18 protein-coding genes are annotated in these 19,326 nt (G+C 40.3%); 7 read left to right on the top strand and 11 right to left on the bottom strand.

The genetic code is table 11. The annotated features are described in order from the left end of the window. Position 1: 1 nt before the first annotated feature. From MST17_RS08630 to argC, 5 genes are all read right to left on the bottom strand, one after another. Entirely contained in the window at positions 2-355 is a 354-nt protein-coding gene (locus tag MST17_RS08630; RefSeq protein ID WP_111883867.1) for a YnfA family protein, read from the bottom strand. Between the two features lie 77 nt (positions 356-432). After that, positions 433-2,709: an ATP-dependent Clp protease ATP-binding subunit ClpA gene (clpA, locus tag MST17_RS08635; RefSeq protein ID WP_180026240.1), complete on the bottom strand. Its 2,277-nt coding sequence runs from the start codon at positions 2,707-2,709 to the stop codon at positions 433-435. A gap of 12 nt (positions 2,710-2,721) precedes the next feature. Next, positions 2,722-3,135 (bottom strand): ATP-dependent Clp protease adapter ClpS, encoded by a 414-nt coding sequence (clpS, locus tag MST17_RS08640; protein ID WP_078188641.1) that lies wholly within the window; start codon positions 3,133-3,135, stop codon positions 2,722-2,724. Positions 3,136-3,153: 18 nt separating this feature from the next. Then, a complete protein-coding gene (locus MST17_RS08645; RefSeq protein WP_180026241.1) occupies positions 3,154-3,903 on the bottom strand; it encodes a hypothetical protein in 750 nt (249 codons plus the stop codon). A 79-nt stretch (positions 3,904-3,982) separates the two neighbouring features. Next, positions 3,983-5,029 carry an N-acetyl-gamma-glutamyl-phosphate reductase gene (argC, locus tag MST17_RS08650; protein WP_180026242.1) on the bottom strand — a complete coding sequence of 349 codons (1,047 nt, stop codon included), beginning with the start codon at positions 5,027-5,029 and terminating at the stop codon, positions 3,983-3,985. A 137-nt stretch (positions 5,030-5,166) separates the two neighbouring features. Here argC and MST17_RS08655 point away from each other — a divergent pair, with 137 nt between their 5' ends. Continuing rightward, positions 5,167-5,445, top strand: a complete 279-nt coding sequence (locus tag MST17_RS08655) for a hypothetical protein (RefSeq protein ID WP_228157131.1) — start codon at positions 5,167-5,169, stop codon at positions 5,443-5,445. Between the two features lie 213 nt (positions 5,446-5,658). Here the strand turns inward: MST17_RS08655 and MST17_RS08660 are convergent, their stop codons facing one another. After that, positions 5,659-6,336 carry a SprT family zinc-dependent metalloprotease gene (locus MST17_RS08660; RefSeq protein WP_180007811.1) on the bottom strand — a complete coding sequence of 226 codons (678 nt, stop codon included), beginning with the start codon at positions 6,334-6,336 and terminating at the stop codon, positions 5,659-5,661. 215 nt (positions 6,337-6,551) lie between these two features. Next, the gene (gene rpiA, locus MST17_RS08665; RefSeq protein WP_180004663.1) at positions 6,552-7,223 is read right to left on the bottom strand and encodes a ribose-5-phosphate isomerase RpiA; all 672 of its coding nucleotides are present in this window, start codon (positions 7,221-7,223) and stop codon (positions 6,552-6,554) included. Positions 7,224-7,330: 107 nt separating this feature from the next. Between rpiA and ilvA the strand changes: the two genes are divergently transcribed. The 4 genes from ilvA to MST17_RS08685 all read left to right on the top strand — a co-directional run bounded on the left by ilvA (position 7,331) and on the right by MST17_RS08685 (position 11,684). Further along, the gene (gene ilvA, locus MST17_RS08670; protein WP_180007812.1) at positions 7,331-8,869 is read left to right on the top strand and encodes a threonine ammonia-lyase, biosynthetic; all 1,539 of its coding nucleotides are present in this window, start codon (positions 7,331-7,333) and stop codon (positions 8,867-8,869) included. A 194-nt stretch (positions 8,870-9,063) separates the two neighbouring features. Next, positions 9,064-9,531 carry a hypothetical protein gene (locus MST17_RS08675; protein ID WP_180007813.1) on the top strand — a complete coding sequence of 156 codons (468 nt, stop codon included), beginning with the start codon at positions 9,064-9,066 and terminating at the stop codon, positions 9,529-9,531. 104 nt (positions 9,532-9,635) lie between these two features. Beyond that, complete coding sequence (locus MST17_RS08680; protein WP_168378595.1) at positions 9,636-10,295, top strand: TrkA family potassium uptake protein; 660 nt, start codon at positions 9,636-9,638, stop codon at positions 10,293-10,295. A 51-nt stretch (positions 10,296-10,346) separates the two neighbouring features. Beyond that, positions 10,347-11,684 (top strand): TrkH family potassium uptake protein, encoded by a 1,338-nt coding sequence (locus MST17_RS08685; protein WP_078188650.1) that lies wholly within the window; start codon positions 10,347-10,349, stop codon positions 11,682-11,684. A 377-nt stretch (positions 11,685-12,061) separates the two neighbouring features. Here the strand turns inward: MST17_RS08685 and MST17_RS08690 are convergent, their stop codons facing one another. From MST17_RS08690 to MST17_RS08705, 4 genes are all read right to left on the bottom strand, one after another. Beyond that, positions 12,062-13,219, bottom strand: coding sequence for a phospholipase A (locus MST17_RS08690; RefSeq protein ID WP_180004659.1), 1,158 nt, complete (start codon positions 13,217-13,219; stop codon positions 12,062-12,064). 18 nt (positions 13,220-13,237) lie between these two features. Further along, positions 13,238-16,177: an insulinase family protein gene (locus MST17_RS08695; RefSeq protein ID WP_180026243.1), complete on the bottom strand. Its 2,940-nt coding sequence runs from the start codon at positions 16,175-16,177 to the stop codon at positions 13,238-13,240. Positions 16,178-16,318: 141 nt separating this feature from the next. Continuing rightward, positions 16,319-17,086: a hypothetical protein gene (locus MST17_RS08700; RefSeq protein ID WP_373685441.1), complete on the bottom strand. Its 768-nt coding sequence runs from the start codon at positions 17,084-17,086 to the stop codon at positions 16,319-16,321. Between the two features lie 175 nt (positions 17,087-17,261). Next, positions 17,262-17,711: a GNAT family N-acetyltransferase gene (locus MST17_RS08705; protein ID WP_078188654.1), complete on the bottom strand. Its 450-nt coding sequence runs from the start codon at positions 17,709-17,711 to the stop codon at positions 17,262-17,264. 277 nt (positions 17,712-17,988) lie between these two features. On the opposite strand from MST17_RS08705, the gene MST17_RS08710 reads away from it, so the two are divergent. Both MST17_RS08710 and MST17_RS08715 read left to right on the top strand, forming a co-directional pair. Further along, positions 17,989-18,993 carry an adenosine kinase gene (locus tag MST17_RS08710; protein WP_180004657.1) on the top strand — a complete coding sequence of 335 codons (1,005 nt, stop codon included), beginning with the start codon at positions 17,989-17,991 and terminating at the stop codon, positions 18,991-18,993. Beyond that, on the top strand, positions 18,993-19,319 hold the full coding sequence (locus tag MST17_RS08715; protein WP_180004656.1) for a Rieske (2Fe-2S) protein: 327 nt from the start codon (positions 18,993-18,995) through the stop codon (positions 19,317-19,319). Before MST17_RS08710 ends, MST17_RS08715 begins: the two co-directional genes overlap by 1 nt. Positions 19,320-19,326: the final 7 nt, after the last annotated feature.

Consider the following 19,326-nt stretch of genomic DNA (forward strand, 5'->3'; position numbering starts at 1 on the left):
CTTAACGAATTAAACCTTGAGGCTGTAATACAATCACAGCTGCGCCCACCAACACAATGACGCCACCTAGCATATCCCAACGTGTTAGAACTACGTGATCGACAAAACGCAACCACAGCAATGCAGAGAAAATGTAGATTCCGCCATAGGCTGCATAGATACGACCCGAAGCTGCTGGATGCAACGTCAATAACCAAACAAATGCAGCCAATGCAAGCGCTGTTGGAATCCATAACCACTGCGATTTTTGCTGATTTAAAATCAAATATGGGAAGTAACAGCCTAAAATTTCCATCAGTGCTGTCAGTGCAAATAAACCAAATGTGGTCAGCACTTTTGTTAATGGTATGTCCATCATTGAGAAACCCAAATCTAGCGTCGAATAAATATAAAAAACCCGTGCAAGCACGGGTTTTTCGTTAATTAAATTACTTAAGCAGGTTCAGCGGTTTGGTCTTCAAACACTTCGAGTTTTAAGCCCACAGCTTTGCCATTTTCTTTCTTCACTGAAACACCAACATTACCGCCATGTTCCGCAAGCTCGCCAAACAAAATCATTTCAGCAAGCGGTTTCTTCAAATGCTCTTGAATTAAACGCTGCATTGGACGAGCGCCCATCAAGCGATCGTATCCTTGCTCTGCCATCCATTCGCGTGCATCTTGGTCAACCTCAAGAACCACTTTTTTGTCATCTAACTGTGCCTGAAGCTCTGTTAAAAACTTATCAACCACACTTTCAATGACAGTTGTTGGCAATGCTTTAAATTGAATAACACCATCTAAGCGGTTACGGAACTCCGGAGAGAAGGCTTTTTTCATCGCGTCTTGGTTATCATTACTGTTATCTTGATCCATGAAACCAATGCTCACACGTGAAATTGATTCTGCACCAATATTGGTAGTCAGCACTAACACGACGTTACGGAAGTCAGACTTACGACCATTGTTATCCGTTAATGAACCATGATCCATAATTTGTAATAACAAATTAAAGACATCTGGATGCGCTTTCTCAATTTCGTCTAGTAAAAGTACGCAATGCGGATTTTTATGAATCGCGTCGGTCAACAAACCACCTTGATCAAAACCTACATAACCCGGAGGCGCACCAATTAAACGAGATACGGCATGACGTTCCATGTATTCCGACATATCGAAACGTACAAGTTCAACACCTAACAATTTCGCCAATTGCTTAGTGACTTCAGTTTTACCCACACCTGTAGGACCCGCAAAGACAAAATTACCCACTGGCTTATCTGGTGCTTTTAGACCTGCACGAGATAATTTAATCGCAGATGCAAGCGCTTCAATCGCTTCATCCTGACCGAACACCACACGTTTCAGATCACGCTCAAGATTTTCAAGGACGCTCTTGTCATCTTTAGACACAGTTTTCGGTGGAATACGGGCAATTTTCGAAACGATATCTTCAATGTTTTCAACTGAAATGACCGTATCATCTTGCTCAGCTTTTAAACGACGCTGCGCACCAGCTTCATCAATCACATCAATGGCTTTATCAGGCAAGAAACGATCATTGATAAATTTTGCAGATAGTTCTACCGCAGAAACCAACGCTTGATCTTCGTATTTCACATGATGGAATTCTTCAAATTTGCCTTTTAAGCCACGCAGAATATCAACCGTTTCTGAAATAGATGGTTCATTGACATCAATTTTTTGGAAACGACGAGATAATGCATGATCTTTTTCAAAAACTTGACGATATTCTTGGAAAGTCGTTGAACCGATACAACGTAAAGTACCATTCGCCAAAGCTGGCTTGATGAGGTTCGATGCATCCATCGTGCTGCCCATACTTGAGCCTGCACCGATGATCATGTGAATTTCATCAATAAATAAAATGGCATCAGGTTTCTTTTTCAAGGCATTTAGCAGTTGTTTTAAACGCTTTTCAAAATCACCACGGTATTTAGTTCCAGCAACTAAAGCACCAATGTCTAAACTAAATACTTCTGCATTTTCAAGCGGTTTAGGAGCTTTGCCATTTACAATGAGCCAAGCCAAACCTTCAGCAATCGAAGTTTTACCGACACCTGGGTCACCCACCAAAAGTGGGTTGTTTTTACGACGGCGGCACAGAATTTGAGCTGTACGTTCAATTTCTTTTTCACGACCAATCAGTGGATCTGTTTTGCCTTTTTGAGCTTCAACATTGAGATTGGTCGTATAAAGCTCTAATGGGCCAGAATTTGAAGACGTGGTGCTTTCACCATCGAGCTCTTCAATTTCCTCTTCAGCTTGGACTTCATCTTTACGTGTGCCATGTGACAAATACTGCGTTAATGTCAAACGGTTGATTTGATGGCGTTTAAGTAAATACACCGCAAATGAATCACGCTCTGAATACATCGCAACTAAAATGTCTGCACCTTCTACAGTGCGGTCATTACCACTCGATTGAACATGGAAAATTGCACGCTGCAAAATACGATCAAAACTTTCTGTAGGATGTGGTGCTTGATCGCTATTTTCGCCAAGCTTAGGGGTATGTTGTTCTACGTATTCTTCAAGTTCTTTGCGAAGCACAATAATGTCTGCGCCACATGCTTTCAATGCATTAACAGCGGAATCATTATCCAGTAAAGCCAATAATAAATGTTCTACCGTCAAAAATTCATGTCTCTTTTGACGAGCCATGCTGACAGCCAAACGTAATGATACTTCTAATTGACGACTGAGCATGTAATCCCCTTATTAATCTTTTGGCTCAATCTGACAAAGTAATGGATGACTTTGCGACCGAGCGTAATTATTGACCTGATTTGCTTTAGTCTCTGCGATGTCTCGCGGATAAACCCCTGCAACACCCTTTCCTTCATAATGTACAGTTAGCATTACTTGAGTGGCTTGGTCAAGATTCAAAGCAAAGTATTGTTGTAAAATTTCAATTACAAAGTCCATTGGGGTGTAATCATCGTTCATTAAAACGACAGCATACATAGGAGGACGCTTTAACTCAGGTGGCGCAGTCAATACTTGAATGTCTGAATCACCATCATCCTGCGTACCTTGGCTGAGAGTCGGGTTTAGATGCCAGTCCACTAAACCAGATTGGTAAAATGAATTTTTAATGTCAGATAAACACGTTTGACGCTTATTGGTTCGCATAGAATTTAGGTTTCACACTTAGTTTGCACTTGCTTCAGTTTGAGGAATTTCTGAAAGGAAGGCAGATTGATTTTCAACAGGCTGACCTTTCGACCAGCTAAAACGGCGAATAACGGGTTTAGAACCGGTTAAACGCACTTCAATAAAGTCTGGACTAAAGCCTTTTGGCATGGTCCAACGTCCAGTGAGTCGCTCACTTTCGCTAAAGTTAAAGTTTTTGTCTTCTAAAGGCACTGCAAGTACTTCTGTACCCTTAATTAGACGCAGCTCAACACTTCCAGATACATTACTTTTTGACGGACTTACTTGAACGAGATCAAGTTGGTATTCATACGCATTTTCAGGTAACGATTTAATCGCTAAATGTTGTACTGCAAGCGGCATACCCCCACGTTGGCGCAATACTTCACGATACAAAACACCCAAATTACCGGTTAACTCTTGATCATCACGTGCTTTTTTAACGGCCAAATATAAATCATTTGAATTACTTACAGCGACATCACGCTCTTGAATTGCCGCATTCAAACTTTTATTCAGGCCTGCTAATTCAGTTTTTTGCTTTTGCACCACATCAACCAGTTGCTCTGCATCTGCATCATATCCGACCACAGTTAAGCCCTGACGATGACCGATACTATATCCGAGCAAACCGCTGCTCAATGCAAGTACAACTGCACCAATCGCCAGTGGCATATTCGTCTTCATAAAAGGCGTTTTTTCACTGTTTTCAGGTTCTGACTTGAAATTAGATTCTGTATTCGACATCGTCATCTCTTATTTTTAGTTCACTCAAGGCACACATTTAAATCCAGTTTTAAATGTGTGTGAAGTTTTAAATCGTTTCTTATGGTAATAAACCAATGCCTTGAAGTCCTGCATTTTCAGCAAAACTAAACATCAAGTTCATATTTTGTACGGCTTGACCTGCTGCACCTTTCACCAAATTGTCTTGAGCCACCAAAATCACTAATTTTTTCGGTTGAGGTTTGCAAATCGCAATACGTAATTGGTTCGCACCACGCACAGTACGTGTTTCAGGTGAGCTACCTGCAGGCATAACATCTACAAACTGCTCATTGGCATAGAACTGTTCATATATGCTTTGTAAATCCGCAGAAGCACCTGCGTCTGTCAAATCAATATAGATAGTACTGAGCATGCCACGAATCATCGGTACTAAATGCGGTACGAATAAAATTTCGTTAAACACACCTTTTTGACCTGATATATTTTCTAAGGCTTCTACTATTTCGGGATGATGACGGTGACCTGCTACACCATATGCTTTAAAGTTATCTGCATTTTCAGAATAGATCATACCTAGGCTGGCTTTACGACCTGCACCAGACACACCTGATTTTGCATCAATAATAATGCTTTCAGGTTTCACTAATCCTTCGGCTTTTAATACTGGCGCTAAACCGAGCTGAACAGTTGTTGGGTAACAACCTGGGTTACCAATCACTGAAGCCTTTTGAATTTTTTCACGGTTTAATTCAGACAAACCATAAACTGAATCTTTTAATAGCTCTGGACATGCATGATCTAGGCCATACCATTTCTCAAATTGAGCTAAATCTTGCAAGCGGAAGTCAGCAGCAAGGTCAATCACTTTAGTATTTGCAGCAACTAACTCTTCTGCGTGTTTCATTGCAACACCGTGCGGCGTCGCAAAGAATACAACGTCACAGTGTTTTAGTTCTTCAATATTTAGATCTGAATAGCAAAGGTCTGTATGTCCACGCAAACTTGGGAACATATCATCCACACGGCGGCCATTTTCAGTACGCGAAGTTAAAACTTTCACTTCCGCATTTGGGTGTCGCAGTAAAATACGCAGTAATTCAACACCTGTGTAACCTGTACCGCCGACAATACCTACTGAAATCACGCTCTTTACCTCTATTCAAAGTATCCATTTGATGACTGCCTAGTATGACAGGAAGTTGAGGATTTCTGAACTGTTTTGACATATAAAGCTTCACTTTATAATGTTAGCTTATCTTCTGAATCCTATTAAGTCAGATCATGCATATAAATCCTGATCATTACCTATCCACAGCTCAAGGTCGTGTCTTCACTAAAGAAAGAAATATTCCAGCATGGCAATGCTGTTTTGACGCTTTTAAGCATGAATTAAAAACTAACCCAAAGGTTAAAATCATTTATATATTGATCGGATGCCAAGGGGCTGGGAAATCAACTTGGGCCAAAAACCAAATATCCCGCGAACCTGAAAATATTATTTTTGATGCTATTTTAGTAAAGCAATCTGAACGTCTACCGATAATTGAGCAAGCTAAATAATTGGGTAAAAAATGCGTTGCTGTATGGTTTCAAATCCCGCTCGAAGTATGCATAAAAAGAAACGCTCAACACCCTTCAGATGAAATAGTCGATCTGATGGCATTAACCAATGTTTATTACGCATTAGAACCGCCTACATACCAAGAAGGATTTGATTTAATTGAAATAATATATTAAGAAATGCTTTAGTGTTTACAACTTAGTGCCTTTAATTCAGAGCACCCACCACCAAGGCATTGCCGTCATTTTTAGTATTTTTCGATGCTGCTGAAAATTTATATCATGCTTTTGCACTTCAGCCCAAAAGTTTGGGCTATGGTCAAAGTGCTTGGTATGCGCTAACTCATGTACAGCCACATATCGTACAACTTGCTCTGGAAACAGCACCAATGCGCTATTCAGCATAATATCATGGCGCGCTGAACAGCTTCCCCAGCGCGTTTTGGGCTGACGAATTGAGCAATCACCATATTTCAAGCCTGTTTCACTGCTCACTTGCTTTAAATAAATTGGTAAATACTCTTTGGCATAAGCAATCACAAAGCTTTTTAAATATTGCTCAGGCTGTCGATCACTGATGAATAGTTGATGGCTTTCGTCATCCAAGATAAATGAATGTTTTTGCGTTTGATAAACAACCATTAACGGTTGTTCTAAATTAAATAACTTTAATTTTATTGGCAGACTTCGATCCTGCAGCCCTGCTTTTTCCTGCTGCTTCTGCCATGTCTCAATCATCCATTGTTCTGATTGTTTCAGAAAATCTTGCACTTGGCGCTGTGTACAAAATTGCGGCACTGTTAATTTAATTTGAGTTGGTTCTACTCGCAATCTTAAGCGTGTGGCACGTAATTTTCGGGTGATTTGAATTTCAGGGAGGTTGGGAGTCATTTATTCTTTTTAAAAGCTTATTAATAATGCATAAAATTTAACTTTAAGCAGTTTTCAAAAGTATATTGAGGGTTCCTTCTCCCTCTGGGAGAAGGTTAGGATGAGGGGGACATTTAAATTGACCTCTCCCTAACCCTCTCCTCAAAGGAGAGGGAACTTCCATTAGAAATTTAAATATAAATCGAAACTCTATTTACATTTAAATTTTCTATAGATTAAACCGCTGTACGCTCTTCAATACCGTTATCAGTGGCTACAACCGCAATATCCGCCTTGTTTAGAGCAAAGATACCGTTACACACTACACCCGGAATATTGTTTAAAGTTTTTTCAAGTTCCAATGCATTTAGGATATTTAAGTTGTGTACGTCTAAAATTACATTACCGTTATCTGTTACTACGCCTTCACGGTACACAGGATCGCCGCCTAAAGAAACGATTTTACGTGCCACAGCAGAACGTGCCATTGGAATCACTTCTACAGGAAGCGGAAATTCACGTGCCAACTGATCAACCCATTTAGAATCATCTACGATACAAACGAATTTTTTCGCAATAGACGCCACGATTTTTTCTCGAGTCAACGCAGCGCCGCCGCCTTTAATCATGTGCATATGACGGTCGATTTCATCTGCGCCATCCACATAGGCATCTAAACCACCAACATGGTTCATATCAACCACTTCAATGCCTAATTTTTTCAAACGTTGTGCAGTTGCTTCAGAACTGGCAACCGCAGCTTCGAGTTGAAGCTCTGGCAATAATTCGATGAGGAAGTTCACAGTACTTCCTGTACCAACACCCAAAATACCGCCCTTTGGCAAATGCTTTAATGCAGCTTTTGCGGCAGCTTGTTTCTTTTCATCTTGGGTAGCATACAGACTCATAACTTGGCTCAACTATTTTTTGACATTTGTTGCTGATTTTACAGCCCAAATGTACGGGTGTTTGTTACAATGAACGCCTATTTTAAACTGTTAGATGGAAAATTAACATGCTGTCTCGTTTGGTTCGACAAATATTACAGGCAACAGTCTATGACGTTGCAATCGAAACCCCACTCGAAGCAGCGCCACGAATTAGTGAAAAACTAAACAATAACATTCGCTTTAAACGCGAAGATTTACAACCTGTCTTTTCTTTCAAGCTACGCGGTGCCTACAACCGTATTAGTCAATTACCGAAATCTCAGTTGGAACGTGGCGTTATTACTGCTTCTGCAGGTAACCATGCTCAAGGCGTGGCGTTATCTGGTAAAAAGTTGGGTATTCGCGCCATTATTGTTATGCCTAAAACCACACCAGACATTAAAGTACAAGCGGTTAAACGCTTAGGTGGTGAGGTAGTTCTGCATGGTGATTCTTTTGACGTAGCCAATAAATATGCAATCCAATGTGCAAAAGATGAAGGTATGACCTTTATTCCACCTTATGACGACGAACTCGTTATGGCCGGTCAAGGAACCATTGCCAACGAAATTTTGCGTCAATGGCGTGATGTAGAGTATGTATTTGTTGCTGTTGGCGGTGGCGGTCTCATTGCCGGTGTAGCTGCTTATTTAGGTGATGTGGCACCGCATGTTAAAGTCATTCCTGTTGAATATGACGAATCAGCATGTTTAAAAGCAGCCTTTGAAGCTAATGAACGTGTCATTCTTCCATCTGTTGGTCTTTTTGCCGACGGTACAGCAGTTGCACAAATTGGTGAAAAACCATTTGAAGTGATTCAGCTACAAAAATCAGATAACTCAGGCCCAATTGTTGAGCGTGACGTTATTTTGGTGAATACAGATGAAATCTGTGCTGCAATTAAAGATACCTTTGATGAGTGCCGCAGCATTGTAGAGCCGTCAGGTGCAATGGCGCTTGCAGGTATTAAGAAGTATGTTGCAGAGCATGGTCTAGAAAATAAAAATATGGTGTCGATTGTATGCGGCGCTAATATGAACTTTGACCGTCTGCGCTACATTGCAGAACGTACTGAACTGGGTGAACGTAAAGAAGCGATCTTTGCTGTGACCATTCCAGAAGAAAAAGGTTCATTCCTCCAATTCTGCCGCGCACTACAAGGCCGTAACATCACTGAGTTTAACTACCGCGCAAGCTACTCAAGTGCCGCTCAAGTGTTTGTGGGTATTAGTCTCAAAAATGGCGAAAAAGAACGTCAGGAAATTTTTGAAACCTTAAAATTCCAATACGATGTAGACGATCTTTCAGACGATGAAGTGGCTAAACTGCATATCCGTTATTTAATTGGCGGTCATGCCGATATCGAGAATGAACGCCTATTCCGCGTGGAATTCCCTGAACGTCCAGGCGCATTACTGACTTTCTTAGAACGTCTAGGCCCAACGCATAACATCACCCTATTCCACTACCGTAACCACGGTGCTGCGGAAGGTCGTGTATTGGTGGGTATGGAAGCAACGGATGCGAAACAAAACCCAGATGGTTTGATTGAAACATTGGAAAATATTACCTATCCATATGTTGAGATTACCAATAACCTCGGTTATCAACGTTTCTTGAAATAAGTAAAATTTCTATATGAAAGCTGGGATCTAGGTTCCAGCTTTTTTATTTGCATCAACTATTTCCTGAATCAAAATAAATAAATTCATCAAATTAATTCATCAACGCTGTCATTGTTGTTAATTTAACCATACCCTATAATCCATTGAAAATAAAACAAAATGGATATTTAAAATTGAATTTTTATGCCTTATTTATGATCGCTATTGTAGGTTTAGGTGGATATTTTTATGCATATCCGGCTTATCAACTTAAGCAAGAGGAAGATAAGATTCGTCAAAGTATGAAACAAATTCCAAATCAGTCCCGTACGCAAAATCTAGAAAATATTTACGGCTATACCGCGCAAGCTGAAATGTTGAATCAATATCCAAATTACATTGTATATATTCGCTTTGATGAGCTAAGTGATCAAACCGCTCCCGAACCTGTTCAAGCCATCATCCGTGAATTTTCATGCGATGGCTTAAACCGTTTAAAGAACAATTCTGAGCTCGTTCGTAAAGCCACCTTAAATGTCATTAAAGAAGATCAGCATCAATTTCAATACATTCTAAAAAATAAATTAGGCTATGAAATTTTTAAATACCAACAAGTTATGGATAATTGCCCCAATATTGTTGAACTTTATGCCTATCAAAATGCTGAAGAAATTAAAAATTAGAGCTTTTCGGTTTAGATGGATTATGTAAATTTCCATAGCCGCTCCAGGCTGAACAAGCTAACATCAACATATTCAATAACTTTAGAATAATTTAGGAATACGGCATGGCTCAATTCGCTGTGATTGGCTTAGGAAGTTTTGGCGCAACTGTAGCCACTGAACTCATGGGTTTAAAACACGATGTCATTGGAATCGATAGCAACAAAAAGTTTGTTGAAAGTATTTCGGACCAACTGACCCATGCAGTGATTGCTGACGCAACAGATGAGCACGTTTTACATGAACTCAATATTCAAAATTGTGAAGCCGTCGTAGTCGCAATTGGTGAAGATATTGAAGCCAGCATCTTATGTGTGCTCCATCTTAAAAACATGGGGATCAACAAAATTTGGGCCAAAGCCAAGTCCAAAGCGCATCACATGATTTTAACCCATTTAGGCATCAGCAAAATCATCCATCCTGAAGAAGATATGGGTGTCCGTGTTGCTCAGTCACTAAGTTATCCAATGGTGAGCCGCTACATGGTACTCGAAGATGACCATTATTTGGTGAAAGTTGAAATTAAAGAATCACAACAAGGCACGCGTTTAAATCAAATAATGGATCATGTCCCTGAAGTGAAGACGATTTTGCATAAACGTGGCACCGAGCTTCAATATAGTTTAGATCCGAACCTGATTTTACAAACAGGCGATATTTTAGTGGTTGAAGGTTTACTCGAACATTTACGTCGACTGGCTAAACACTTTAAAGCAACTTTGTAATCAGCGTCGAGCTCCTTTTGCACATAATCACGCAAGATGACAGTAAAAAACATGAAACTGCACAATAAACAGCGTAATACCATTAATCTCAGCCCACCCAGTATTTTGGCATTGGGTTTTCTTGGGCTCATTATCATTGGCACCTTGCTGTTAAAGCTCCCATATTCACATCATGGTGATTTAAGTTGGATCAATGCCCTCTTTACAGCGACCTCTGCCGTAACCATTACTGGACTTTCAGTTGTGAATGTCGGCGAAGCCTATACGGTGTTTGGTAAAGTCGTGATTATGGGTTTACTACAATGCGGTGGTCTCGGTTTTATGACCTTTGCGATATTGGCCGCTATGAGTTTGTCCCCTAAAATTGGGCTAAAACAACAAATTATGGCTCAAGAAACCATTGGACAAACCAGTCTTGCCAAAGTGACCATGACTATTAAAGGCGTACTGCTTTATTCGCTATTTTTTGAAATGGTGGGAACGGTTATTTTGACCATCGCTTGGATGCAAGAATACAATTTTAACCAGGCCCTGTTCTATGCTGCCTTTTATAGTGTTTCAGCATTTAATAATGGTGGATTTTCATTATTTCCCAATAGTTTAATGAGCTTTGCTGACCGTTATTTCATTACGTTTACCATCAGTATGCTTTACATTATTGGGGGTATCGGCTTTTTGGTACTGATGGACATTAAGCGCAATAAAAGTTGGAAAAAACTCAGTACCAATAGCAAGCTGATTTTATCGACTATTGCGGGTTTAAATGTCTTTGCCTTCATCACCATTTGGTTATTAGAAGCTAATAATGCTGCTACCTTAGCTACGATGTCACTTGGTGACCAAGCCCTAAATGCTTGGTTCCATGCAACTGTTCCGCGCTCTTCGGGTTTTAACAGCTTACCCATGGAAAGCATGAGCGATGCATCTTCACTGATCACGATGTTACTGATGTTTATTGGTGGTGGTTCTCTCAGTACAGCTGGTGGCATCAAAGTCGGGACGTTTATTATTGTTGTACTCAGTGTGGTCAGTTTTTTAAGACGTGAAGATGAACTGCGTGTGTTTAACCACTCTGTTTCTGAAAAAACGACCTTTAAAGCATTAGCGGTGATTTTCATTACAGTAACGTTGATTTTCATTGGCTTTTTCAGTCTATTGCTTCTCGAACCTGATAAACGCTTTTTAGATTTGTTGTTCGAAGCGGTATCCGCTGCCTGTACAGTAGGCCTATCTCGTGGCATCACCAGTGACTTACAACCTGCTAGTTTAGTTGCCCTGATGTTATTAATGTTCGCAGGTCGACTTGGACCCTTAACACTGGCTTATCTGATTGCCACACCGAAGAAGAGTCGCTTAAAACACCCACCTTCTGAGATTCAGATTGGTTGATTTGTACATTGTCTCACAGTTATAAAAAAACCACGCCATAGCATGGTTTTTTTATTTACTGATGTTACATAGTAACATCAGAAGCGTAATTTGATTCAAATGAAAGAACGATACGCGGTAAGGTCATCCGCAAGTGTTTGAGACAGGATGACTTCTAATCAAAAATGTTTTTGCGATACTTTAAATAAATAGACGCTAGAGAGCGAGTTTTGCGGATGACAATGGTTTTGGGTACTTTTGCCGAAACAAAAGTACCTCCAGCCGAAGGCTAATCCCTTTATTCAATCCCTAGATATAAGACTCCGTCGATTAGACTTAAAAGCATCTTAAAAATGCGAAATTACTTTTACGTCCGTAAATTAATTATTGAGCAATCATTAAAACCAATTCATTAATGACACACCGACACCGACATAGGTTGCACGATGGTTATAGTCAATCAGACTTTCACCATAACCATCAAACAATTGAACTGTACCGCGCAATTTACCATTGATTGGGAAAGTCCAATCAAACTGCACAGCACCATGTGAATCATCACCACCTTTTAGTGAATGGCGCAACATCAAACTAAAGTCATGATCTTTATGACGATAAAACGCTGTTAAATCCCCACGTCCCACATAATCGGTAATATCTGGGTTGTTATCATCTTTGGTATCTTCTTCGAAACGATACCAAGGACGTAACATCAGTGCAAAATTATCACGTTCAAATCCTAGATTTAACATGACACGGTTCCAACTCCGCGATAAGGGATCAGAACGTCCATTAGACTGATGGTTAAAGGTTAGACCCAACATACGCCAATTCAAACCTAAGAGTTCATAGTTGGTACGAAAAACCAGACTAGCTTCAGGTTCATAGTTGGTTTCACGGAATGGTCGTGATTCGTCTTCGTTGTAGACTTGCCAACGAGAAGACTGGGTATAGCCCAACCAGATATCACCATTATCACCAAATAAGTTTTCAACAGCTTTGGTTTTTAATGACAATTGGAATTTGGCTTCCATCGATTTCAGGTTTTGTTCCTGATCGGCTTGTACCGTGTTGTTTTCATTCGGGCTAGATGGACGTTCATTTTTATCCGACGTCCAATATCCCGGCATTAAATACACAGGTTGATAGCCGCGAATATTCCATGTTCCCAATTTACTTTCTGGAGAAAGCTCCCAACGACTATCCAATAATGAAAGATTTGGATTGAGGTTCGGTGCTTCTACAGCAAATAAACGGTCCGTAAACGCATGACTGACTTTTTCTTTCAAAGTCAGCTTTTCAGTCGGCTCAGGTTTAATTTCTTGGGCGGCTTGGCGCTCAGAAACCAACATTTCTTTTTCAGCAGGTTGCACTTTAAACAAAGCGTCATAACACGATAATCGCTCTGCATTTGACTCAAGTGCCACACATGCTTCAGCGGTAGCTGGTTTAACAGCCACTTCCGCATTTTGTGCATTTACAGTATTGACATACATTGAACTGAGCGCAATTAGGCTCAGTTGCAATGTCGTACGCTCAAGAGATTTGAACGCCATAAAAACCCCTTTTTTGTTTTAATTCACTTGTTTTATTTCGAAACCAAGCTCAACCAAAGCATCTCGCTTAGCCATCGGTGCAACCACAGCTTTTGTCGGTTGTTGTTCAACCAAGTACGCTACAGCAACACGTTTTAGATCTTCCAAAGTCACATTCAACAAACGTTCACGTAACATTTGACGGAAAGCTGGCGTGCGTTTATGCAATAAAGCGTAGCAAGCTGTAATAGCTTCACCCGCTGGTGATCCCGGTTTATCCATGCTAGCAATTAGACCCAAAATCGCTTCTTCTAGCTGATGAGGTTGTTGTTCAGCATTCAGTAGCCACTGCACACTTGCGTCAAAATCTTTAAACGTTTCAGCTAAACGTGGGTCACGGTAGCTATAGAAACGGAATGAACATGCATTACCGTCATAGCTTGCACCACCACCATAAGCACCACCTTTTTCACGAATCGCGCTATGCAAGAAGCCATTACGCAAATAAGCCGCCAAAATCATTAAAGGTGCTGCATCAGGATGCGACACTTCCACCGCAGGATATGCTGAAGCGCAGAACTGAACATTGGCTTGAATGAGCCAAGCTTCGTCATTGTTGCTATCCGCAAAATTCACTTGAGTTAAATCATGTGGGTTATCGTCAATCGCCACTTTATCCCAAATGGTTTGAACTTCCTCAACCAATCGGTCTGAATGATGTTCTTCACACACCACCAAGAATTGTTTTGGTGCTTTAAGCAAACGGTTATGAATTAACTTAAGCTCATCAATCAAGGCATTATAAGCCGTGTCGTCTTGCTCAATTTTGCTGACAAGTTCTGACAACCAGTTCAGCGCGCTTAGCCCTGTATTATGATAATCACGTAACGCCAATGCACTATGTTGACGACCTGCAATTTGCATTGCATAGCTATGACCAGAGCCAGAAACACGTGACTGCCAACGTGCTTTACGTTGTTGCAATAACTCTACGATACGGTTTTTCTCATCAAAACGTAGCTGTTCAAAAGCCAATTTCAATAAGCGAATAGCTTCAAGATTATTCACCAATGATTTAGTGGTTAGAGTCAGCCAAGCACTAATTTGACCTTTGTCGTCCACTTTTGAACGCAGCGACGCACCCATACCTAAACCGCCACTCACAGCTGTTTGCAACTGTTGTAGCTCTAAGTAGTCGTATTCACCTGCACCAACTTCACCCATCAAAATCGACAAGAGGTTGAAATACGGCGATTGCACCACTTCATCAGGAATCTGAATCAAAACTTGTTGGTAATAAAGACCATTGGTGCCTGCATGGTAAAGATTTAAAGGTGTGTCCAATCCATTACTGATAATTTCGCGTAATTGACCTTGTATAATCTGTAATTGTGCAGGAACGTCTTCTAAACCTACTTTAGGCAATAGGTTCAAATCATCTGGGGTATCTTGACGAATGTTCAGTGCTTCAGTCTGCGCAATAATCTCTGCTTTTTGCGCTTCAGTTAAGTTCGCATCAATTTCTTTTAAACGTGCTTTTTCTGCTGCCGCTTCCAACGCATTTTTTTCAGCATCTGGAACCAAAGTTAATTGCACACGATGTTGATTATCAAGCAAGTATGTTTTGATTAAGTTAGATAACCACATTGGGTCTTTCAACTCTTCCTTCACTTGTTCAATGGCCGTATCCACATCCCAAACATCCACAGGGTCTGAATGGTGAATCGCACTGCTTAAACCATTCAGAATTAAGCTTAGGCCATATGGTGTACCATCACCATTGATTTCACGCTGATGCAATTCAATCTGATGTAAAATCGCCTCAACTAAAGCTGGATCAACAGGCTTAGCCGCAACGTCTTCTAATACTTTAAACACGCCATTTTTAAATTGTTCTGCATGCTCAGGGTTTGAACCTTGAATTGCACAGTAGAACGTCATTTCATAGTTTGAGTCATCTACGCCCATGAATGGACCAGTAGACTGTGCATAACCACAGGTTTCTAAGTAATGACGTAATGGCGAAGCAGAATCTTCAAGCAATACCCCCTCAACCAAACGCATACCTAAACGTAATTTAATATTACTTGCTTCAGGCAATAACCAAGAAAGCACATGATATGTTTTGTCTTTGAGGTCTTCAGCATCAACTGCATACGTTTCGGTTACCGTTACAGGCGCAGTTAAGCGGCGCTCAGGTTTTGAATACAGCGTTTGACCTTTTTCAAATTTTGACAAAGCAAGCGTTTCAAACTGTTCTTGTAAGTTATAAACAGGCTCATTACCAAAGGTCATGAACACCGCATTACTTGGGTGATAATGTGATTTGTAGAAACTTACTAGCTCTTCATAACTTAAGTCAGGAATGTCTTTCGGATCACCGCCTGAGTTGTAATGATATGTCGTTTCTGGGAATAAATGATGGGCAAGTTGGTGATACAACTGATCTGAAGGTGAACTCATGGCACCTTTCATTTCATTAAATACCACGCCTTTATATACAGCTTCTCCATTTTCTAGCTCAATACGAATCCCTTCTTGCGCAAAATCAAGCGGGTTCAAATTCGCAGCAAAAGCAGCATCCATATAAACTTCTAACAAGTTTTGGAAATCTTTTTTGTTTTGCGTTGCAAATGGATATGCCGTCCAATCCGCTGCGGTAAACGCGTTCATAAACGTATTGAGTGAACGACGAATCATTAAAAAGAATGGGTCACGTACAGGGAACTTTTCTGAGCCACACAGTGCCGTATGCTCAAGAATATGCGCCTCACCTTTTGAATCCATCGGCTGCGTACGGAAGGCAACTAAAAATACGTTTTCGTCATGGTTTGTGGCTAAGTGATAATGCACTGCGCCAGTCACTTTGTGTTTATATTCAGACACTAAAATGTCTAAAGCTTCAACATGATGTTGACGAATCAACTGAAACGCGGGATGTACAGTTTGAGAAATGGTTTCAGTGACATCTACAGTCATGTGTGCTCCTAATCTATTCATTTAAATTAGGCAAAGTATACCTTAAAAAATCACAACTAGATTCACCGAAACAACATTTCCAACTGTTTTAATCAACTTGAACTTTAATTTTAAAAATCACTTGTTTTCGCACTAAAACATTTAGACAGATTTTATGGATTGCCTATCATTTCGTGTTGACCAATAGACGCAAATCACAATCGCCAATAACAATACAAAAGAAGCCATAAAGCGACTTAAATCCAATCCACCTGAACTGATGGGCTTATCTAAAAAATCCCCAACAACTGCACCCAATGGACGTGTCAAAACAAAAGTGGCCCAAAATAAAATCGTCTTTGAGACCCGATTAAAAAAGTACAACAACGCCATCAATAGAATTAAACCACCAAATAGCCAAATGCCACCGCTATAGCCTAATCCTGCACTATCGGAAGTCCAGTCCCCCAAAGCTGTACCTAGCGTTTGAGAAAATGTAATCGTCAACCAATAAAAGATCTGTGTGCGCGGCAAATTCACTACACTTGGATTGATTGACCCTTCGACTCGATACCAACTAAAAAGCGATATGAGCACCAAACCCAGCAACAGCAAACTACCACCCAAGTAGCCAATCCCTAAAGAACGATCTACAAAATCCGCTAAAGTCGTACCGACCGTAGTACTGGCAATAATCGTGGCCCAATATAAATAAGGTTTATAGGCTTTGGACTGTATTTGAAAATACAGCAGACTGATAAATATGCCTGCGAAAATAAAGGTACTGAGTAAATAGCCCAAATTTAAGGACATGGACAGTGCATCACCACTGGTTTCACCAAAGGTGGTCGCAAAAATTTTAGTCAACCAAAACAGTGCGGTAATCTCAGGGACTTTTTTAACGTAGTCTTGTAGCTCAAGCGCTTGCATATGCATCACTCTATGCAGTTATTTTGATGCTTATATCTTCGATAACTAAAATGAATTTTTGCTTAAAACTTTGCTTAAAATAAAGCACTCTTTTTTTGAATTACTAAATGAAAAAAAAGCACCCGATATCGGATGCTTCATTTACAGTGTTTACTTTCTATTTTTGGATTTAAAACTAAACTAGATATTTGAAATAATTATAATTTGGATGACTTTCAACATAGACATAATTCTGCTTTTGATAGAATTTTGCAGCATTTTTAAGTTCTGTATTTAAGCACAGTGCAGAAAAATGCTTTTTCGCACCCTTTTCCAATTCCACCAATAGCTGCTTACCCACGCCATGCTGACGGTACTGCGGATGCACATAGAAACGGCGAACTCGTCCAATCCGTTCTTCTACACCAGTATCACCCCATTGCTGATTTAAACCGCCACAAGCAATTAATTTATCGCCATCATAAGCAAGCAATAATTGCTCACCCGTTTGGTCAAAACGATTTTTACCACTTTGATATTCTTCAATTAAACGGTGTATAAATGTATAGCCTTCATGCTGCGCCAAAGCAGCAATATTTTCGATTTGAGCAGGAAGTTGCTCTGCTGGACGAATCGTAATTTCCATATATTCACACTTTTAATCTGTTATCTATTTATGATGACCAAATCATCTTGATTCAGTCTGAACACCCTATAGCTCTATAAAAGTAAAATTTTTCGATTTGCACAATAGCAAAGCTGATTAAAACGGCAACTAATTCAAAAAAAATGTAAAAATATAATGGATTTGCCCGATTTTTATACACACTTGTCCTTTAATTGAATTTTCTTCAACAAACTACAGCAATCCTGAGCATTCGTGTAAACTTAGCACTTTCATTTTTTTGATGTGAACATACAACATGGCAACTGTTGACCTTTTTGCAATTGGTAATGCACTTATTGACCAAGAATTTAAAGTCTCTGACGAATTCCTAATTCAACACAATCTGCAAAAAGGTACGATGCAACTGACAGATGGTGATACTCAAGCAGCCCTTTATAACAATCTAAAAGCGACTCAAGAATATAAAGGTCAAGCTTCTGGTGGTTCTGCAGCAAATACAACGGTTGCTTTTAGTGCTTTAGGCGGAACTGCATTTTATGGTTGTCGTGTCGGCAATGATGACTTAGGTCAAATTTACCTAAATGGTTTAAACGACGCAGGTATCCAAACTGCAACTCAATCAATCAGTGAAGGTGTAACCGGCACATGTATGGTATTGGTCAGCCCTGATTCTGAACGTACGATGCATACTTACCTCGGTATTACTGCTGAATTAACTGATAGCCAAATTGATTTTGGCAGCTTAAATACTGCGAAATGGTTATATATCGAAGGTTATCTTTCAACATCAGATAGCGCGCGTCTTGCGGTAAAACAAGCACGTCAAATCGCCAAAGCCAATGGTGTACAAATTGCATTGACCTTATCTGATCCAGCAATGGTGCAATATGCACGTCAAGGTCTAGATGAGCTACTCGATGATGGTGTGGACTTATTGTTCTGTAATGAACAGGAAGCACTGATGTATACAGAAACTGACCATTTGGATGCTGCACTTACGAAATTGCAATCACTAAGCAAACACATTGTCATTACATTAAGTGCCAAAGGTGCCTTAATTCATAATGAAGCCGCAACATTTACCGTGCCAGGTCGTAAAGTTACCGCAGTAGATACCAATGGTGCTGGTGATGCTTTTGCTGGTGCTTTCCTATATGCACTCAATGCAGGTCATGACTATCAAACGGCTGCTGAACTTGCCATCTTGATCTCAAGTGAAGTTGTGGCTCAGTTTGGTCCACGCCTAGCAGTTGAAGACTATGCTCAGCTTTTACAATCATTTCAGAAGGAATGTGCTTAATGTTTAAAATTTGCATGACGGATGATGTGCCTGAACGTGAAGCACGATCATTCGAAACGCCTGAAGGTGAAACGATTTTTATCACCCAACGTGATGGCATGTTTTACGCTTATCAAAATAACTGCCCACACTTGCACGTGGAACTTGAGTTTCTTGAAAATCAGTTTCTAGATCGTGACCAAGAGTTTATTGAGTGCTCAACACACGGCGCACTGTTTATGGTCGACTCTGGGGAATGTATTTCTGGCCCATGCCAAGGTCAAGCCCTTGAAAAAGTGAACATTAACGTGCATTCTGACGGTGGAATCTACCTCACAGAAGAATAAACACTGG

The organism is Acinetobacter sp. YH16056_T (assembly GCF_024605895.1).
Taxonomy (GTDB): Bacteria; Pseudomonadota; Gammaproteobacteria; order Pseudomonadales; family Moraxellaceae; genus Acinetobacter; species Acinetobacter amyesii.

What these genes read in the sequence shown, in the direction of transcription:
- MST17_RS08715 (WP_180004656.1), top strand. Translation starts at nt 18,993, where the DNA reads ATGTTTAAAATTTGCATGACGGATGATGTGCCTGAACGTGAAGCACGA.
- MST17_RS08705 (WP_078188654.1), bottom strand. Translation starts at nt 17,711, where the DNA reads ATGGAAATTACGATTCGTCCAGCAGAGCAACTTCCTGCTCAAATCGAA.
- MST17_RS08655 (WP_228157131.1), top strand. Translation starts at nt 5,167, where the DNA reads ATGCATATAAATCCTGATCATTACCTATCCACAGCTCAAGGTCGTGTC.
- MST17_RS08630 (WP_111883867.1), bottom strand. Translation starts at nt 355, where the DNA reads ATGGACATACCATTAACAAAAGTGCTGACCACATTTGGTTTATTTGCA.
- MST17_RS08660 (WP_180007811.1), bottom strand. Translation starts at nt 6,336, where the DNA reads ATGACTCCCAACCTCCCTGAAATTCAAATCACCCGAAAATTACGTGCC.
- MST17_RS08685 (WP_078188650.1), top strand. Translation starts at nt 10,347, where the DNA reads ATGAAACTGCACAATAAACAGCGTAATACCATTAATCTCAGCCCACCC.
- clpS (WP_078188641.1), bottom strand. Translation starts at nt 3,135, where the DNA reads ATGCGAACCAATAAGCGTCAAACGTGTTTATCTGACATTAAAAATTCA.
- MST17_RS08710 (WP_180004657.1), top strand. Translation starts at nt 17,989, where the DNA reads ATGGCAACTGTTGACCTTTTTGCAATTGGTAATGCACTTATTGACCAA.
- clpA (WP_180026240.1), bottom strand. Translation starts at nt 2,709, where the DNA reads ATGCTCAGTCGTCAATTAGAAGTATCATTACGTTTGGCTGTCAGCATG.
- MST17_RS08675 (WP_180007813.1), top strand. Translation starts at nt 9,064, where the DNA reads ATGATCGCTATTGTAGGTTTAGGTGGATATTTTTATGCATATCCGGCT.
- MST17_RS08680 (WP_168378595.1), top strand. Translation starts at nt 9,636, where the DNA reads ATGGCTCAATTCGCTGTGATTGGCTTAGGAAGTTTTGGCGCAACTGTA.
- MST17_RS08695 (WP_180026243.1), bottom strand. Translation starts at nt 16,177, where the DNA reads ATGACTGTAGATGTCACTGAAACCATTTCTCAAACTGTACATCCCGCG.
- MST17_RS08645 (WP_180026241.1), bottom strand. Translation starts at nt 3,903, where the DNA reads ATGTCGAATACAGAATCTAATTTCAAGTCAGAACCTGAAAACAGTGAA.
- ilvA (WP_180007812.1), top strand. Translation starts at nt 7,331, where the DNA reads ATGCTGTCTCGTTTGGTTCGACAAATATTACAGGCAACAGTCTATGAC.
- MST17_RS08690 (WP_180004659.1), bottom strand. Translation starts at nt 13,219, where the DNA reads ATGGCGTTCAAATCTCTTGAGCGTACGACATTGCAACTGAGCCTAATT.
- MST17_RS08700 (WP_373685441.1), bottom strand. Translation starts at nt 17,086, where the DNA reads ATGCAAGCGCTTGAGCTACAAGACTACGTTAAAAAAGTCCCTGAGATT.
- rpiA (WP_180004663.1), bottom strand. Translation starts at nt 7,223, where the DNA reads ATGAGTCTGTATGCTACCCAAGATGAAAAGAAACAAGCTGCCGCAAAA.